Annotated in this window: 14 protein-coding genes; 1 reads left to right on the forward strand and 13 read right to left on the reverse strand. The window is 65.6% G+C overall.

Annotated elements, in window-relative coordinates:
- Nucleotides 1-54: 54 nt before the first annotated feature.
- The 7 genes from mdcH to mdcA are packed head-to-tail and all read right to left on the reverse strand — an operon-like array spanning nt 55 to nt 6,104.
- Complete coding sequence (mdcH, locus tag P7C00_RS30205) at nt 55-990, reverse strand: malonate decarboxylase subunit epsilon (protein WP_404937839.1); 936 nt, start codon at nt 988-990, stop codon at nt 55-57.
- Nucleotides 987-1,613: a malonate decarboxylase holo-ACP synthase gene (locus tag P7C00_RS30210; RefSeq protein ID WP_404937840.1), complete on the reverse strand. Its 627-nt coding sequence runs from the start codon at nt 1,611-1,613 to the stop codon at nt 987-989. The genes mdcH and P7C00_RS30210 overlap by 4 nt, the downstream gene beginning before the upstream one ends.
- Nucleotides 1,610-2,413: a biotin-independent malonate decarboxylase subunit gamma gene (gene mdcE, locus P7C00_RS30215; RefSeq protein WP_404937841.1), complete on the reverse strand. Its 804-nt coding sequence runs from the start codon at nt 2,411-2,413 to the stop codon at nt 1,610-1,612. The genes P7C00_RS30210 and mdcE overlap by 4 nt, the downstream gene beginning before the upstream one ends.
- Nucleotides 2,410-3,261, reverse strand: coding sequence for a biotin-independent malonate decarboxylase subunit beta (locus P7C00_RS30220; protein WP_346633223.1), 852 nt, complete (start codon nt 3,259-3,261; stop codon nt 2,410-2,412). The genes mdcE and P7C00_RS30220 overlap by 4 nt, the downstream gene beginning before the upstream one ends.
- The gene (locus P7C00_RS30225) at nt 3,254-3,553 is read right to left on the reverse strand and encodes a malonate decarboxylase subunit delta (protein ID WP_047289704.1); all 300 of its coding nucleotides are present in this window, start codon (nt 3,551-3,553) and stop codon (nt 3,254-3,256) included. The genes P7C00_RS30220 and P7C00_RS30225 overlap by 8 nt, the downstream gene beginning before the upstream one ends.
- The gene (locus P7C00_RS30230) at nt 3,553-4,428 is read right to left on the reverse strand and encodes a triphosphoribosyl-dephospho-CoA synthase (RefSeq protein ID WP_404937842.1); all 876 of its coding nucleotides are present in this window, start codon (nt 4,426-4,428) and stop codon (nt 3,553-3,555) included. The genes P7C00_RS30225 and P7C00_RS30230 overlap by 1 nt, the downstream gene beginning before the upstream one ends.
- Nucleotides 4,428-6,104, reverse strand: coding sequence for a malonate decarboxylase subunit alpha (gene mdcA / locus P7C00_RS30235; RefSeq protein ID WP_346633225.1), 1,677 nt, complete (start codon nt 6,102-6,104; stop codon nt 4,428-4,430). Before mdcA ends, P7C00_RS30230 begins: the two co-directional genes overlap by 1 nt.
- A 193-nt stretch (nt 6,105-6,297) precedes the next feature.
- Here mdcA and P7C00_RS30240 point away from each other — a divergent pair, with 193 nt between their 5' ends.
- Nucleotides 6,298-6,858: an NADAR family protein gene (locus P7C00_RS30240; protein ID WP_346633226.1), complete on the forward strand. Its 561-nt coding sequence runs from the start codon at nt 6,298-6,300 to the stop codon at nt 6,856-6,858.
- A gap of 73 nt (nt 6,859-6,931) precedes the next feature.
- Here P7C00_RS30240 and P7C00_RS30245 read toward each other — a convergent pair whose 3' ends face one another.
- The 6 genes from P7C00_RS30245 to pilG form a co-directional block, all read right to left on the reverse strand.
- Nucleotides 6,932-7,381, reverse strand: a complete 450-nt coding sequence (locus tag P7C00_RS30245) for a chemotaxis protein CheW (RefSeq protein WP_346633227.1) — start codon at nt 7,379-7,381, stop codon at nt 6,932-6,934.
- Entirely contained in the window at nt 7,374-13,277 is a 5,904-nt protein-coding gene (locus tag P7C00_RS30250; RefSeq protein ID WP_404937843.1) for an Hpt domain-containing protein, read from the reverse strand. The genes P7C00_RS30245 and P7C00_RS30250 overlap by 8 nt, the downstream gene beginning before the upstream one ends.
- 55 nt (nt 13,278-13,332) lie before the next feature.
- On the reverse strand, nt 13,333-15,396 hold the full coding sequence (locus tag P7C00_RS30255) for a methyl-accepting chemotaxis protein (RefSeq protein WP_346633229.1): 2,064 nt from the start codon (nt 15,394-15,396) through the stop codon (nt 13,333-13,335).
- Between the two features lie 140 nt (nt 15,397-15,536).
- Entirely contained in the window at nt 15,537-16,076 is a 540-nt protein-coding gene (locus tag P7C00_RS30260) for a chemotaxis protein CheW (RefSeq protein ID WP_253128481.1), read from the reverse strand.
- A gap of 11 nt (nt 16,077-16,087) precedes the next feature.
- Nucleotides 16,088-16,453 (reverse strand): twitching motility response regulator PilH, encoded by a 366-nt coding sequence (pilH, locus tag P7C00_RS30265; protein WP_011064000.1) that lies wholly within the window; start codon nt 16,451-16,453, stop codon nt 16,088-16,090.
- 57 nt (nt 16,454-16,510) lie between these two features.
- Entirely contained in the window at nt 16,511-16,915 is a 405-nt protein-coding gene (gene pilG / locus P7C00_RS30270; RefSeq protein ID WP_025131048.1) for a twitching motility response regulator PilG, read from the reverse strand.
- Between the last annotated feature and the right edge of the window lie 202 nt (nt 16,916-17,117).

The following is a 17,117-nucleotide window of genomic DNA, read 5'->3' on the forward strand; positions in this document are numbered from 1 at the left end:
AAAGTGCATCGTCGAAGTTGTTGTTTTTGTGCTTCGTCAGCCTGAGTCGGTGCTCTATCGGTCGCGGCTTCCCTCCTCACGCAACAGCGCCTGCAAGGTGTCCAGGCGCGCGCCGTCGAAGGCGATCACCGAACCTTGTTCAAACACCCGGCGTGCCAGTCCGGTGAGCACCGCACCAGGCGGCAGCTCGATCTGCAGGCGCACCCCGCGCTCGTAGGCGCTTTGTACGGTGCCGCGCCAATCCACGACCCGGCACATGTTGAAGGCCAGGTCGTCACGCAGCTGCTCCACCGAGCGCATCGGCCGCGCCCGACTGCCACTCAGGTAGCCCAGCCTGGGCACCTGCAAAGACACCGCGGCAAAAGCGGCGGCCAGGGTCCGGGCCGGGTGTTCCAGCAACGGGCAATGGGACGGCACGCTGACGGCCAGGCGCCTGGCCACACCGACCCCGCAACCCCGGGCCAATTCGGCCACGGCGTGCATCGCCGCATCGCTGCCGGCGATCACCACCTGGTTGTCGGCATTGATATTGGCCAGGTACACCGGCCTCTGCCGGCTGTGAACCTGGGCCAGCAGCCCTTCCACCGCGCCCAGATCGAGGCCGATCAACGCGGTCATGCCATAACCCTGTGGATAAGCCTGTTGCATCAGTTCGCCCCGCAGGCTCACCAGACGCAAGGCGTCGGCGAACTCCAGGGCCCCAGCCACCACCGCCGCCGGATAGGCGCCAATGGACAGGCCCGCTACATAGTTCACCGTGGCTTCCGAGCGCAGCAGGGTCCGGGCGCTGGCCACCCCGGCGATCAGCAGGCACAACTGCACTGCGCGGGTAGTGGCCAGGGCCTCTGCGCAATCCAGAGTCAGAGCATCCTCGCCCAGCACCTCGCTGGCTTCTTGCAGGCAAGCCAGCACCTCAGGAGTCTGCGGCAAGCGCCGGAGCATCCCCGGCTGCTGCGCGCCCTGGCCGGGAAACACCAACAAGCTACTCATGCGGCACACTCCACGGCGCACCAGGGATCGCTCACCAGCCTGGCGCCCCGGGCACTCTTGAGCAGCACGCGTTGCGCCGATCCCGCCCACTCGCGCAAAGCCAGGGCCCCGGCCGGCACCTGCAATTGCAGGTCCACCGGGCAACCGACGCTGTCCAGCAGCCCCAGCAACTCACGGGCCCGGAGCCGGGTAAAAGGCTCGTCGGTGCGCAGGATCAGATCCAGATCACTCAGTTGATGCAACGCCTGGACTCCAGAGGCCAGCTCGAAACCGGCACTGCCACTGACGCCCCAAGCCAGGCCCAGAGCGTCCAGTGCGCTGCGCAGTTGCTGCAGCGCCCGGAGCGCCGGCCAGGGCTGTGAAAAAGGCACATGGCACAGATCCTCAGGACGCACGCCCCGCTGCACCGACTCCAGCGCCAGCAGCGCCGGATAGCGCTGCTCCCGAGACGTGCCCCGCAGCCCCACGGCGATCAGCCCGGGGGCGGCCAGGGCCCGCCGCACCACCACCGGCTGCCCTGCCTCCAATACCGCAAAGGCCCAGTCCGGAGCATCGGCCGCCAGCTGCCCGGGGGTCATGCCCCAGAGCAGATCGTGGGGCAGCCAAGGACCGAGCCCGTTCACCACTGTTCCCGCAGCAATTGGCGGACCCGGCTCGACGCCGCCCGGTTCACCGCACCCAGGCGACTGCCGAGGTGGGCCCCCTTGGCCCGCACATCGGCAATCGCCGCCAGCAGGCATTCCTGGACGACCGTCAGATCCTCCACCGTCGGCTGTTCGATCTGCCTGACCGAGAGGGTTTCCCAGAGCAGCCCGAGGCTGGCGTAGCTGTCGATGTCATAGGCCATGGGCGGCACGCTGGCGGCCAGGGCTTCCAGCTCCTCGACACTGCGCAGGGTGACCCGCGCCGCCGACGCCTTGCCCATGGCATGCACCATCACCCCGGGATCGCGCAGGGCGATCAAACGGTTGGCCTGATAACCGTGGGCCAGAAAGGCCCCGGACATGGCCTTGCCCACCAGTAGGGCAATCACCGGGTGCCCGGCCAGCCGCGCCCGGGCGTAGCTGTCGGCAGCGGCGGCCAGGGCCTGATGGATGCCCAGGGCCTCTTCACGACGGCCATAGGCCTGGCTCGGCACATCGACAATGGCGATCAGCGCTCGCTTGTGCGGCTGATCGCGGTCAGTGCTGATCAGCTCCTCCACGGCCTTGGCCAGGCCCCAGCCTTCCAGCAGTCCGACTTCACCCTGGCGGGCGCGGGGAAAACGATTGTCCGGGTCGGCCACCACGGCGATAAAGCGGGCCGGCTGGCCACCCAGTTCGGCGTCGGCCACCCGCAACGATGGCGGCAGGCCGGCAACCGGAGCGGCGCTGCCACTCAAGGCCTGGAGCCAGTTCAGGCCCCTCAGGGAACAAGCACTCATGAGCGGTCTCCTTGATACAGATCGCGAACCGTCGCCGCATCGATCTGCGGTGCCGTGTCCAGGCGGGCCAGACGTTGCAGGTAGAGATCGGCCTCGCGGCTGCGTTGCCGCTCGGGCAAGCCAAGGGCCAGCAACTCGCGGACCTGAGCCTGGATCTGTGCCACATCGTCGGCCACGTAACGGTCCACCAGGCCACTGGCGAAACGCTGCTCGCCGCCGGTCAGGCTCCAGATGAACGGCCGGTCCCGGGAGTCGTATTCCTCAAGCCCGGCTTCCTGTTCGATCACTTGCGGGCCGTTGAGCCCCAGGCGCGCTTCCTGGGTGACCACGAGATAACTGCACAGCCCGGCGGCAATCGACATGCCGCCAAAACAGCCGACGCTGCCGGCCACCAGACCGATCACTGGCTGGTACTGACGCAAATCGACGATCGCCGCATGGATATCGGCAATCGCCGCCAGCCCCAGGTTGGCTTCCTGCAAGCGCACGCCACCGGTTTCCAGCAGCAGCACGGCGCGGGTCGGGATGCCGTTGCGGTTGTCCTCGGCGGCCAGTTCCAGGGCCCCGGCGATCTTCGCCCCGCCCACTTCACCCAGGCTGCCGCCCTGGAACGCGCCTTCGATGGCGGCTATCACCACCGGCAAACCGGCGATGCTGCCCTTGGCGATTACCACGCCGTCGTCGGCCTGGGGCACCACGCCCTGACGCGCCAGCCAGGGCGACATGACCCGCTGGAACGGGTCCAGCAGCTCGCGAAAACTGCCGGCATCCAGCAAGGCCCGGGCCCGCTGCCGGGCGCCCAGTTCGACGAAGCTGTGCTTGCTCAACAAACCTGCGCTGTCAGTCATGGCCGATCTCCTCGAAGCCCTGTTCCAGGCGCAGGCGCACCACCCCGGGAGTGGCGCCGAAATCATGGATGTCGATCAGCAGCGCAGGTGGCGTCTGGCCGTCGAACATGCGTTCGAACAGGTGCTGCCAGCGCGAAGCACTGCCGTTGACCGAGGTTTGCACCTGGATCGTCAGCTTGCCGGGCTGGCCCGGCTCCAGCAGCACTTCCAGGTCACCGGAGCCGACACAGCCCACCAGGGCGCGGCCACGGCCGGGCTGGCCGGCGGGGAATTCAAAAGACAAGGTTTCCATTACAGCGCTCCCTGGATAAAGGCGTCGGCGGATTCGATCCGGTCCAACAGCAGGCTGGCCGCCAGCAAATCAGCGGCACCGCCGGGCGAGGCATTCAAGGTCAGCAGTTGCAGGTCCAGCTCATGCAAACGCCGACGACCGGCGAGGCTGGCGCTGCCGCCCGCATCGAGCACCGCCTGGGCGCCCTGTTGCATGGCCTGCAAGCCCTGTTCACCGGCGCGATACAGCACGCAGGTGTCCGCCAGCCGGCTCATGATCGCCAGCAAGGCATCGAGCCGGGCGTTCTGTTCGCCGTGGCCCTGGGCACGACTGTGCTTGAGCTGGGGCAGCCCCCGTTGCAGCACCGCGGGGAAGCCTTGCTGGGCTTCTTCCCGAGCGCCGCGCACGCCGTAGCGCAGCGCCACCTGGGCGCCATGACTCAAGGGCCGTGGTGCATAACGATCCTCCAGCAGAGCCAGACGCGCGGCCCGCAGCGCAACGCTGCCGGCCCCTGTGGATCGGGGTTCCAGCGCGGCCGCAGCCACCAGCAGGCCCAGGGCCCAGATCGCTCCGCGATGGGTGTTCACCCCCGCCGTGGTGGCGAGCATGGCCTGCTCGCCTTCGCGGCCAATACGGCCCAAGGCTTCGCGCAAGGGCAGGCCGACTTCGCCGAACTCCAGCGCCGCTTCGGCCATTTCCTTGAAGGCCGGCCACAGTGACAAGGCCGAAGCGTGCATCAAGCCCAGGTGCAGGTCGCTATGGGCGCCATTGCCGCGACGGTCCACCAGGGCCGGCTTGGGCGACAGGTCCGCCTCATCGATCAGCGCGTCCACCGCCAGGTCCGCCAGGCGTTCGGCCAGACTCAGGGTGTGTGATTGCAGGTTGAATGCGCGCATTACCAGCTCCTGAACTTGGCCGGCGGGTTGTACAGGCCACCCGACCACTCCACCAGATCGGCGACGCTTTTCGCTGCCAGAAGCTCGCGGCTGGCATCGGTGCGCCGGATGCCGAGGTCTTCTGGCAAGGCGATCAGCCCTTCACGGCGCATGCGGGCGGTGTCTTTGGGGTTGTGGCGCAAGCCGATGGCGGTCACCCCGGCCACGGCGGCGATCATCGCTTGGCGTTCTTCCAGGGAGCGGGCCTTGTACAGGTAGGCGATGCCTTCCTCGGTCAGCAGGTGGGTGACGTCGTCGCCGTAGATCATGATCGGCGCCAGGGGCATGCCGCTCTTGCGCGCGACTTCCACTGCGTCGAGGGTTTCGACAAAGGTCGGCTTGCCGCCTTCCTGGAAGGTTTCCACCATCTGCACCACCAGCTTTTTGCCCCGTTCCAGCATGGCCTGGGGCGCATCGCTCTGGTCGACGCGCATGTCCAGCCAGGCCGGAGTACCGTGACGCCGCCCGCGCGGGTCGTGGCCCATGTTCGGTGCCCCGCCGAAACCGGCCAGACGGCCACGGGTCACGGTGGAGGAATGGCCATCGCCATCGACCTGCAAGGTGGCGCCGATAAACAGGTCCACCGCGTATTGCCCGGCCAGTTGGCAGAACATCCGGTTGGAACGCAGGGAACCGTCGCGGCCGGTAAAGAACACGTCCGGGCGCGCAGCGATGTAGTTCTCCATGCCCAGTTCGGTGCCGAAGCAATGCACGCTTTGCACCCAGCCGCTTTCGATGGCCGGGATCAGGGTCGGATGGGGATTGAGGGTCCAGTTGCGGCAGATCTTGCCCTTGAGCCCCAGGGATTCGCCGTAGGTCGGCAGGATCAGCTCGATGGCCGCGGTGTTGAAACCGATGCCGTGGTTCAGCGACTGCACATTGTGTTTTTCGTAGATGCCGCGGATCGCCATCATCGCCATCAGCACGTGCACCGGCTTGATATGCCGCGGATCGCGGGTGAACAGCGGTTCGATGTAGAACGGTTTGTCGGCCACCACCACGAAATCCACCCAGGACGCGGGAATATCCACCCGGGGCAGTTCGCTGACGTCATCCACCAACTGGTTGACCTGGACGATGACAATGCCGTCGCTGAAGGCCGCCGGCTCGATCAGCGCGGGCGTGTCCTCGGTACTGGGGCCGGTGTAGATGTTGCCGGCGCGGTCGGCCATGAACCCGGCGGAAAGCACCACATTGGGGATCAGATCCACCACCAGCCGCGCATAGAGTTCGATGTAGGTATGAATGGCGCCGACTTCCAGCAGCCCGTCCTCCAGCAACTGGCTGATGCGCAGGCTCTGGGTGCCGGCGAAGGAGAAGTCCAGCTTGCGGGCGATGCCGCGCTCAAAGAGGTCCAGGTGCTCGGCACGACCGACGCTGGGCATGATCATGTGCAGGTCATGCAGCTTGGCCGGGTCGGCCTTGGCCAGGGACCGAGACAGAAAGTCCGCCTGCTTCTGGTTATTGCCCTCCAGCACCACCCGGTCGCCGGGCAGGATCAGGGCTTCCAGGGCAGCGACAATCTTGTCGCTCGGCAACACCACGCCATCGGCGATGGCCCGCACCTGTTCGAGGCGCCGCTGCTTTTCGCTGCGCCGCCGCGACCAGCGCGCGTCGGGGGATATTGTTGTTGTCATGCTCACTCCACGGGTTCGCTGTCGTGGCAGTCACCATAGGAGTGAAACCCTGGGGCATCAATCAAGCCCGGCGCTGGATAGTTACGCTGAGCGTAACGATTGCCACGCCAATGGCGCCGTTTCTCGCTCTCGGTACACAATGCCCACCGGACCGGCCAACCCATGGCCTGAGCAGACAATGATGAGAGTCAGCATGGACACACCGATTCGCTCGAACCAGGCGTTGCTGGAACAGATCACGCACGGCCTGAAGCCCGACTACCTGATGTTCTGGGGGCACCAGCCGACCCGGGACGGGCGCATTTCCCCGAGTTGCTTCAGCCAGTGGTTTGACGCTGGTTTCGAGATCGAGGGCATCCACTATCCCAGCGCCGAGCACTTCATGATGGCCGGCAAGGCCTTGCTGTTCGACGACCGGGAAACCCACGGGCGAATTCTCAAGGCGGTGACACCCGCTGACGTCAAGCAGCTGGGGCGTGAGGTGCGCGGCTTCGACGACGCCCGCTGGACTGAGGCGCGCTTCGACATCGTGGTGCGCGGCAACCTGGCCAAGTTCAGCCAGCACTCGGCCCTGGGTGAGTACTTGCGGTCCACCCGGGATCAGGTGCTGGTGGAAGCCAGCCCGGTGGACCGGATCTGGGGCATCGGCCTGGCCGCCGACGACGCCAAGGCCAGCCGGCCGGAACAATGGCGCGGCCTGAACCTGCTGGGCTATGCGCTGATGGAAGTGCGGGACAGGTTGCGTACGGCCTGAGGCGCTGCGTTCGCTGGCAAGCCAGCGCCTACAGGCGGTGTTGGGTAGGAGCCGGCTTGCCGGCGAACAGCCCCTAAAGGGCCTCCACCAGCAACTCTTCCAGCGCCTGCAGGTCCGGCACCTTGGCCACCAGCTCGGCCACCTGTACTGCCGCTTTCTCCAGGGGCGCCAGGGGCACGTCGACATAGCTCAGTTGGCTGTCGAGCTTGCAGGAGCGGGGAATGCCCTGCACCAGCAAGGCGATGAACTTCAGTTCCGGGCGCCCACCCAGGGCATTGAGCACAACGATGCGAGCCCGCTCGCCAATCACGGTCCTGCCGCCGCAGGCCGACTCGAAGCTGATCAGCGGAATCCGCCGCTCGCGCCACAGCACCCGGCCCAGGTACCAGGGCGGTGAATCCAGGTCGAAGGTGCCCTGCTGATAGTCGATCAACTCGGCCACGGCCACGTTGGGCAGGATCAGGGTGCGGTCGGCCAGGGGCAGCAGCAGCCCGGTGAGGGTGCTGGAGCGGTGATCAAGCATGGTTCTTGCTCCACAGGGCGATGCTTTCCAGCAACACCGACTCTTGATAAGGCTTGCCGAGGTAGTCGTTGACGCCAATGGCCATGGCCCGGTCGCGGTGTTTCTGACCGGTCCGGGAGGTGATCATGATGATCGGCAAGCGCTGCAGACGGGGGTCGTTGCGCACCTGGATCGCCACTTCAAAACCGTCCATGCGCGGCATCTCGATATCCAGCAGCATCAGGTCCGGGGTGTGCTCGGCCAGCACCGCCATGGCATCGACTCCATCCTTGGCGGTGAGCACGTTCATGCCGTGGCGCTCCAGCAAGCGGCTGGTGACCTTGCGCACGGTCACCGAGTCGTCCACCACCAGCACCAGCATCGGCCGTGGCGGCTCCACCTCGCTGACCGCCTCCTCCCCGGCCGGACGCGGCACGGGCGCCTGCAACTGCTGTGCGCGGATATGCGCCAGCAGGTCGAGAATCAGCACCACCCGGCCATCGCCAAGAATGGTCGCGCCGGACAGGCCCTGCACCGCCGCGAACTGTGGCCCCAGGCTCTTGACCACGATCTCCCGGGTGCCGGCCGTGGTGTCCACCTGCACCGCGATGCGCTGCTCGTTGCAATGCACCAGCAGCACCGGCAACGGCAGTACCTGGCCCAGGAGCTTGGGTCGCGGCACGGTGTGCAGCAGCTCCCCCAGGTAGCACAGGTCATAACGCTGGCCGGCGTATTCATAGCGCGGCGGGTCGAGTTGGTAATAGGCGTCCAACTCACCCGGCAGGACCCGGACTATGCCTTCCACGGTGTTCAGCGGGATGGCGTACTGCTCGTCGGCGCACTGCACCATCAATGCCCGGTTGACCGAAACGGTGAATGGCAAACGAATACGGAAATGCACCCCCTGGCCGGCAACCGAATCGATGCTCATGCTGCCGCCCAGTTGGCGCACTTCTTCATGGACCACGTCCATGCCCACGCCGCGCCCGGAGATCTGGGTGATCTTCTCGGCGGTGGAGAAGCCCGGTTGCATGATGAACTGCAGCACCTCGCGGTCGCTGATGGGCGCCTGCGGGTCCAGCAGGCCGCGCTTGATGGCCTTGTTGCGCACCGCCTCCAGGGGCACCCCGGCACCGTCGTCGCGCATGTCGAAGATGATGTCGCCGCCCTCCCGGGACAGGTCGAGGGTGATCCGCCCCTGTCGCGGCTTGCCGGCGGCAAGCCGCGCCTCGACGGATTCCAGGCCGTGGTCCACGGCGTTGCGCAGCATGTGCTCCAGGGGCGCGACCATGCGTTCGAGGACATTGCGGTCCATTTCCCCCTCGGCGTTGCCCACCACGAATGCCACGTCCTTGCCCAACTCTTCGGCCACTTGGCGCACGATGCGCTTGAGCCTTGGCACCATGCGTTCGAAAGGCACCATGCGGGTGCGCATCAGGCCTTCCTGCAATTCGGTATTGATGCGCCCCTGCTGCTGCAACAGGTTCTCGGCGTCATGGTTGCGCCGGTCGAGGGTTTCCTTGAGGTCCAGCAAGTCCGAAGCCGACTCGAACAGGGCCCGAGACAGCTGCTGCAACTGCGAGTGCCGATCCATTTCCAGGGGGTCGAACTCCTCGTAGCCCAGGCGCTCGGCCTCCACCTGCTGGCGGCTGAGAATCCGTCCCTGGGTCTCGGTGTCCAGGCGGCGCAGTTGGTCGCGCATCCGTTCGATGGTGGTTTCCATCTCGCCGAGGGCCACTCGGGCATCGTTGACCTGTTGTTCGATGCGGCCACGGAAGATCGACGTCTCCCCGGCCAGGTTCACCAGATCGTCCAGCAACTCCGCCGATACCTTGACCATGTCCCCGGCTGCCGCCGCTTCCGGAGCGGGTGCAACAGGCTCGGGCTTGCTCGCCGGCAACGGGCTTGGCACACCAGGCGTGGACGGCACACGGGGATGGCTCAGGTCGTGGATGGCATCGATGAGCTTCTGCGCCGCCTCGATGGGCTGGCCGGCCCGGGCGGCGTCGAGCATCTGCGCCAGGCGATCGTGACTTTTCTGCAACAGGGTGAACAGCGCCGGGCTGGGTTGCAGCAGGCCGGCGGACAGGCCTTCGCAGAGAAATTCCAGCTCGTGGGCCAGATCGCCGATGGGGGCAATTTCCACCATCCGCGCACCGCCCTTGAGGGTGTGCAGGTCCCGCAGCAGGGTTTCCACTTCCTGGCGGGCCTGGGGGTCGGCCTGCCAGCGACCCAGGGCCGCGGCGGAGCTGTCGATGATGTCGAAGCCCTCTTCGAGGAAAATCTCCAGCAGCTCCGGGTCCTGACCGGCACTGTCTTCCTGCGCCGCGCTCGGCGCCGGCTCCGCAGGGCTCGCAGCCTGCTGCCGGTAGGCCCGCACGGCATCGACCTGGGCCCGGGAATCGTCCAGCGGCCGCTGCCCCTGCAATTGCTCCAGCAGCAGCGCCAATTGCTCATGGCTGCTGCGCAATAGCAGGCCCAGATGCTGACTGTGGCTGTAGCGTCGGTCCACCAGCCCCTCGTACAGCGACTCCAGCTCATGGGCCAACTCTGCCACCGGGGCCACTTCGGCCATGCGCGCACCGCCCTTGAGGGTATGCATGTCCCGCTGCAGGGACGACAGCGGTGCAGCATTTTCGGGATCGGCCAGCCAGCGCTGCAGGGCCTGATCGGCGCTTTCGAGGATATCCACCGCTTCTTCGAGAAAGATTTCGACGATCTCGTCATCGGCTTGCGAAGGAGCTGAAACCTGCTCCAGGCGAGCCGTGGCCGCCCCCAGCTCGCTGATACTCAAGACGCGACTGCCATCGCTCCTGATCAAACCGGTAGCGGACGGATCGAGGCCCTGGTGCAGCAGTGCGCGCAGGGCCTCGACCCGCTCCGGCCGCGGGCTGACTTCCTGGCCCGCCGCCAGTTCGTCGAGCATGTTGATCAAGGCTTCATGGGCGCTTTCGGCTTCCTGGAAGAAGCCCTCGCTGACCGCCAGGCTGCTTTCCTCCACGGCGCCATAGAGATCGAGCAGGGCCTCGCACAGCTCATCCACCGGATGCAGGTCGGCCAGGTGCGCGCCTTCGCCGAGGGTGGTCAGTTCATCCAGCAAGGCGCTGAGCTCCTGGCGCTCGCCGGGATGCTGCTGCCAACGCCGCAACAGGCTTTCGGCATCCAGCAGGATGTCCATGCCCTGGGCTAGAAAGTTATTGATCAGTTGCGGATCGCGCTTGGCCCGGGGGGCACTGTCCGGGGCGTTGAGCAGTGCCTCCAGACGCTCCCCCAGCAGCGCCAGGGCGCGACCGACCAATGAACGGGCACCGTCGATGGGCGCCAGCGGATCACTGTCCAGCTGCCGCAGGCCACGGCGCAGCAGGCCTTCGGCCTCCAGCAACAGTTCCACTTCGTCCAGGTCCAGGGGAATCAGGTGCGCCCGGTACTCGCGGGCCAGTTGATCGAAGGGCCCGGCCAGTTCGGCGATGGGCAGCACTCCGGCCATGGAGGCGCTGCCCTTGAGGGTGTGCAGGGCACGCTGCAGTTCGTCGCTGGCCTGCAGCGGCACGTGCTCGGCGGCCTGATCGAGAAAACGGTTGAGGCTGTCCAAATGGGTCTGGGCCTCGGTGCGGAAGATTTCCAGCAATTGCGGGTCGAGGGCGTCGTCCGGTGGCACGCTGGCGGGCTCCTCGGCGCCCTTGGCCAGGGCATGGGCACGCGCCGCCAGGCGATCGACATCATCGCGCTGACGCTGAGCCTGGACGGCGAATTCGGCGATCAACTCAGGCAACAGCTGCAGCGTGTCCTCCACCAGCTGCAGGACCTCAGTACCGGGGGCCACGCTATGTTCCAGTACTCGATTGAGGAGGTTCTCCACCGCCCAGGCCAACTCCCCCAGCACCAGCGCTCGCACCATGCGGCCGCTGCCCTTGAGGGTATGAAAGGCCCGGCGCAACTCACTCAGGGCGGACTTGCCCTGGGGATCGGCCGCCCAGCGCGGCAGGTACTCGCGGAGCATTTCCAGCACTTCCTCGGTTTCTTCGAGGAACACTTCCCGCAGTTCGTCGTCCACGGGCTCCTCGTCCCGAGGTGGCGGCAGCAGACTGCCCGGGGTGATCAGGGCCGGCGGGTTGAGGGCCGATACCGGCACCGCCAGCACATCCCCCAGGGACTGCACCATCTGGGGATCATCCAGGTCCTGCATGACCTGGGCCTCGTTGGGACTCAGGGGCTGATCCAGCAACGGCACCTGTTCCACCGGTACGTAACCGAGGGCGGCCAGACCTTGCTCGGCAACGTCGAGGATCTTTTCCCCCGGGGCTTCATGGTCCTCGCTCAAGCGCTCGAGGTAGTACTCCAGGCTGGTGATCACGTCAGCCAGATGGTCCAGTTGCTGCCAGTCAGGGCGGGGTTGCGCCAACAGCAGATGCTCGATGATGAACTGGTTGCAGGCTTCCATCAGGCTGGCCGCACGGGGCAGCGGAATCATCGCCAGGGCACCGCGCACCTGGGTCAGCAGCTCCGGTACCGAAATCAGCGGCTCGCGCTCCCAGTCACCTTCGATGCACTCGATGATCAGGTCCTTGGCCTGCTGCAGGCAGAGCCGCGCCTCCCTGATCACCAGTTGGTGGATCTGGGTCAGGTCGGTGGTGGGCAGACGGCTTTCTTCACGACTCTCCGGCTCCACAGTGCCGACCATCCCGGCCAGGGTCGCCTCGACATACAACAGGGCACCGGCCACGTCCATCAACACCGCGTCGTCCGGCGCCCGCTGGCCCTGAGCCAGACTCTGGACCACCGCCAACTGGTCGATGATCACCTTGCGCGGCTGGCCGAAGCCCAGCACCGCCAGGGTGTCGGCGATCTGCCGCAGCGGCGACAGCAGGCTGTCCAGGTCGCCGGCGTGCTGGCGATCGCTGCGCACGAACAGATCGAGGCGCTCCTTGACCCGCACCAGGCCGTCGCACAACGCTGCCAGCACCGAACGCATGGCGTCGCGATCGGGGCCGGCCATGCGGGCCCGCTCCTCGTCGACCACCGCGCTGTCGGGCAAGGCGTCGTCCAGTCCGTAACGTTCTTTCATGGTCAGCATCAATGGGGTGGGATGGCGCGCCTTGGCGATGTAGAACAACAGGCTCTTGAGCAACTCGGCGGGAGCCGCCTGGTTGATGCCGGGCATGCCCTGCTCCAGGAGCCGCTTGAGCTCCTTTTCGGCGTCCTTGAGCAGGCTGCGCACCGCCGGGCTGTTGGCGATCTCGTTCTGGCGCATGCCTTCCACCAGGGCCGAGGCGATATGCCACAAAGGCGCCAGCGGCGCATCCTGGCACAGGGCCTCCAGGCGCTCGAAGACCTTGGCCATGTGGCCCAGGCAACTTTCGGCGTCCTGTTCACGCAGCAGGTCCACCAGCGCGGTCTGCAGCATGTGTCGCAGCTTGCGCAACTGGGTCGGGAACTCCAGGGGTTCCAGGGCCATCAGGACCTTGTCGGAAAGAGGCGGCAGGCTGGGCAATTGCGGGCTGAACAGGCTGGTTTCCGAAAGCAGGCTTTCACCTCGGGCGCTGCGCAGGTCGTTGAGCAGCGGCAGCACCACCAACGGCAGGTCGCGCCGCGCGCTCTGCACCCGGTCCAGGTACTGGGGCAACTGGCTGATGGCCTGGCGCAGCAGGCGCAGGGCTTCGTCACGCTGGGCTACCCGCTGTTGCTGCAGGGCCAGGGCGAGTTTCTCCATTTCCTCGGCCAGCAGCGCGGCACCGTAGAACTCCACCATCTGCAGGCTGCCATGGACCTGATGAATCCCCTCCAGGCACTGGCCGAGGGCATCCAGGGCCTGGGGCTCGTCCGCCAGGTGCTCCAGTGCCTGATAGGCCTGTTTCAAGGTCTCGGCAATTTCGCCCTTGACCCATTCCAGGGCCACATAGTCATGCCGGTCAACCATAACCACTCCAGTCAAAACCTTCTGTGCTCGCCAGATCGCAAACGGGTTCCCAGCGTCAGCGGTTGTCATTCGGGGCCGGTCCCCGGGTCGCCGGCAGGGTAAAGCCGGACACAGAGCGACGCAGTTGGCTGGCCATCTTCGCCAGGTTGCCGATGCTCTCGGCGGTCGCGGTGGAGCCGGACGAGGTTTGCGAGGTGATCTGCTGGATCACGTTCATGGTCAGGGAAATCTGTCCGGCCGAGGAGGTCTGTTGCTGGGCCGCATTGGAGATGCTCTGGATCAGCGCCGCCAGGGTCTTGGATACGCCCTCGATTTCTTCCAGGGCCACACCGGCGTCCTGGGCCAGACGCGCACCGCGCACCACTTCGGTGGTGGTCTGCTCCATGGAGATCACCGCTTCGTTGGTGTCGGTCTGGATCGCCCGCACCAGGGTCTCGATCTGCCGGGTGGCCGCCGAGGAACGCTCCGCCAGCCGCTGCACTTCATCGGCCACCACGGCAAAACCGCGCCCGGCATCCCCGGCCATGGAGGCCTGGATCGCCGCGTTGAGGGCCAGGATGTTGGTCTGGTCGGCAATGTCGTCGATCAGGCTGACGATATCGCCGATTTCCTGGGAGGACTCACCCAGGCGCTTGATGCGCTTGGCAGTGTCCTGGATCTGTTCACGAATGTTGTCCATGCCGTGGATGGTGTTGTGCACCACCTCGTTGCCCTTGTTGGCGATCTCCACCGAGCGCTCGGCCACCGCCGAGGATTCCGCGGCGTTGGCCGAGACCTGGTCGATGGATTGCGCCATGTCGTTGATCGCCGTGGAGGCTTCGGAAATCTGCTGCGCCTGGTGTTCCGAGGCTTCCGCCAGTTGCATGGCGGTGGCCTGGGTTTCCTGCACCGCACCGGCCACCTGACCGGCAGTGAGGTTGATGGTGGCCACCAGGTCCCGCAGTTGGTCGACGGAATAGTTGATGGAATCGGCAATGGTGCCGGTGAAGTCCTCGGTGACCGAGGCGGTCACCGTCAGGTCGCCGTCCGCCAGGTCCTCGATCTCGTCCAGCAGACGCATGATCGCGTTCTGGTTGCGCTCGTTCTTCTCGGCGGTTTCCCGCAGTTGGCGGTTGGTTTCACGGACCATCACCAGGCCGATGAGAATGATCGACGCCAGCGCCAGCAGGCCCAGGACGTAGCCACCAATGGTGTCCAACTTGCGGCTGCCGGCCAGGTTCTCGAAGCCGGTGGCCAGCAACGAAGCTTCGTCCAGCAGGGTCTGGGACAGGCTGAAGATGTTGCTCGCCGACTCGCGCACCTGGAACAGCTCGGGAGAGGTTTCGAGAATCTCGTCCACGGAACCGGAAACGAACTCGAACAGTTCGGAAATCTCCGCCAGACGAGACCGGGCGTCGGGGTCTTCGACCTGGCTGATCTTCAATCCCGGGTTGCCTTGCAGCATGCCGTTGAGCACCTGGCCGAAACGCGCGGCATCACGGCCAAAGGCATCGGCGGCCTGCACGGCGTTTTCGTCGCCGGCCAGCACCGTATTCACCGCACCGAGAATCCGTTCAGCCAACAGCGACTGGCGCTGGGCCATGGCCACCTGGGCAGCCGGGGCGCCGCGCTGGAGCAGGATCTCCACCACCTTTTCGTATTCCACCTGCAACTGCGGCACGGTTTCCGCCAGGGTCGCGGCCACCTGATGCAGGGACAGCACCGTCTGTTCGCTGGCCAGGATCGCGTCGGTGTTCTTCAGCAGTTTTTCCCAGTCCAACTGCACGGCGCGCATTTCCTGACGCAGGACCACCGGGGCGCCGGGCAGGCCAGTGGCCGGGTCGCCCTTCTTCAGATAGCCCCAGCGCTGGGCAAAGTCGTTGCGCGCATCTCCCAGCAGCTTGAACGCCGCGGCCTTGCCCGCCGCCGCCTCGGTGGCGTTCTTGGCGATGCGCTGGGACAGCACCCGCAGCTCGCCGGCATGGCCGATGTACTGCTTGTCGTAGGTGGCCTGGGTATTGAGGTAAGCGAAGTTGGCGAACAGCAGCATGATGAACACGATCAGTGCGATGAACAGCACGATGATCTGCGAGCGACTGCGGGAGCCTTCCAGGGGCTTTCCGGTTTTGGCTTTGGTCATCGATCAGGCCTGTGGCGAGCGGGCGGTCCCGCATTCGGCTCCCCGGGACGCACGCATCGCCAGGGCAGCATGGGTTGATCCAGGAAGGCACGAGCCTGCCATGGCACTGCAAAAGGGCTGCACAGGCACCGGGCAAGCATTCACGCCGCCACCTCCAGGAACTCGGGAGAACGGGCCAGGGCAAAGGGGCTGAACACCTGCCAGACCTGATCACGACGAAACTGCCCTTGCAGGTAGGGATTGATCGCTGCGTCGCAGAACCCGCCAAGGCCGGGCTCCAGGCTGTCCTGGGCAAAGTGCTGCAGGCCGGCTACCTCATCCACCAGCAGGCCGGCGAACAGTTCTTTGTACTCCACCACCAGCACTCGCCGCTGCTTGCGCAGGGGCGACAGTTCATGACCGAAAAAACCGCACAGGTCCATGATCGGCAGCAGGCGTCCGCGCAGGTTGGCCACGCCCTTGACCCAGGGCTTGACCCCGGGCAGCAGGGTGTAACGCGGCTCGTGCAGGACTTCGCTGATCTCGCCCATGGCCGCGACATACCAGTGCTCGCCCAGGCGAAAACCGATACCGCTCCAACTGTGCTGGCGGGTTTCCTGGGACGGCAGGTCGGCGGCCAGCAGGCGACAGCGCTGGTCGATCTCCAGCAGCAGCTCGAAGGCGGTCTGGGATTCGCTCATGGCCGGGGCGGTCAGCCGGCCAGGACGTTGTTCAGGGTCTTGATCAGAGTCTCTTCGTCCACCGGCTTGGTCAGGTAGTCCTTGGCGCCCTGGCGGGTGCCCCAGACCTTGTCGGTTTCCTGATCCTTGGTGGTGATGATGATCACCGGGATGTGGCTGGTCTCGGCATCCTTGGTCAACTGGCGGGTGGCCTGGAAGCCATTGAGACCGGGCATGACGATGTCCATCAGCACGGCGTCGGGTTTTTCTTCCCGGGCCAGGGCCACGCCGTCGGCACCGTTCTCGGCCTTGAGCACTTCATGGCCGTGCTTTTCCAGCATGCCGGTGAGTTTGTACATTTCAGTCGGCGAGTCATCGACGATCAGAATACGAGCCATGGTCTTCCCCATACGGTATAGGCGCGCAGCCTGCTGGCCGGACGCCGTTGTGCGTGTCTACTGTGGCGCAAGCGCGACAAAGTCCGGAACGTGGGCCTTGATTGCGCTCAGCAGTTCTTCCTTGCTGAAGGGTTTGGTCAAAAACTGATCGGAGCCGACGATGCGCCCCTTGGCCTTGTCGAACAGGCCGTCCTTGGAGGACAGCATGATCACGGGAATGGACTTGAACGCGCTGTGATTCTTCACCAGCGCACAGGTCTGATAACCGTCGAGCCGCGGCATCATGATGTCGACGAAAATGATTCCGGGGTGGTGGTCGACGATCTTCGACAGCGCTTCGAAGCCGTCCACTGCGGTAATGACTTCACAGCCGACGTTCTTCAACAGCATTTCGGCCGTGCGGCGAATCGTCTTCGAATCGTCGATCACCATCACCTTCAAGGCATTGGAATGCTGTTCCATATCTGCTCTGCCATCGCCCCAGCGAATGATTTGATCCGGTACCGCTGGCCAACGCCCCAAACCCTTGAACTTCAAGGCTTCGGCCCGGCATGCGAGCCTTTTTAGCACACTCTCCCCCCTGCAATCTATGGACCACGCCAGGCAGTGGTTTTTCCTTGACCCAGGCCCCTGTCAGCGCCACTCTGACGCCACTTTTTTTGCC

It is taken from the genome of Pseudomonas sp. JDS08PS003, assembly GCF_045013505.1.
Taxonomy (GTDB): domain Bacteria; phylum Pseudomonadota; class Gammaproteobacteria; order Pseudomonadales; family Pseudomonadaceae; genus Aquipseudomonas; species Aquipseudomonas protegens_B.

Coding starts and splice junctions, on each gene's coding strand:
- P7C00_RS30240 (WP_346633226.1), top strand. CDS start 6,298: ATGGACACACCGATTCGCTCGAACCAGGCGTTGCTGGAACAGATCACG.
- mdcA (WP_346633225.1), bottom strand. CDS start 6,104: ATGACAACAACAATATCCCCCGACGCGCGCTGGTCGCGGCGGCGCAGC.
- P7C00_RS30220 (WP_346633223.1), bottom strand. CDS start 3,261: ATGACTGACAGCGCAGGTTTGTTGAGCAAGCACAGCTTCGTCGAACTG.
- pilG (WP_025131048.1), bottom strand. CDS start 16,915: ATGGAACAGCATTCCAATGCCTTGAAGGTGATGGTGATCGACGATTCG.
- P7C00_RS30230 (WP_404937842.1), bottom strand. CDS start 4,428: ATGCGCGCATTCAACCTGCAATCACACACCCTGAGTCTGGCCGAACGC.
- mdcH (WP_404937839.1), bottom strand. CDS start 990: ATGAGTAGCTTGTTGGTGTTTCCCGGCCAGGGCGCGCAGCAGCCGGGG.
- P7C00_RS30225 (WP_047289704.1), bottom strand. CDS start 3,553: ATGGAAACCTTGTCTTTTGAATTCCCCGCCGGCCAGCCCGGCCGTGGC.
- P7C00_RS30250 (WP_404937843.1), bottom strand. CDS start 13,277: ATGGTTGACCGGCATGACTATGTGGCCCTGGAATGGGTCAAGGGCGAA.
- P7C00_RS30260 (WP_253128481.1), bottom strand. CDS start 16,076: ATGAGCGAATCCCAGACCGCCTTCGAGCTGCTGCTGGAGATCGACCAG.
- P7C00_RS30255 (WP_346633229.1), bottom strand. CDS start 15,396: ATGACCAAAGCCAAAACCGGAAAGCCCCTGGAAGGCTCCCGCAGTCGC.
- pilH (WP_011064000.1), bottom strand. CDS start 16,453: ATGGCTCGTATTCTGATCGTCGATGACTCGCCGACTGAAATGTACAAA.
- mdcE (WP_404937841.1), bottom strand. CDS start 2,413: ATGAGTGCTTGTTCCCTGAGGGGCCTGAACTGGCTCCAGGCCTTGAGT.
- P7C00_RS30245 (WP_346633227.1), bottom strand. CDS start 7,381: ATGCTTGATCACCGCTCCAGCACCCTCACCGGGCTGCTGCTGCCCCTG.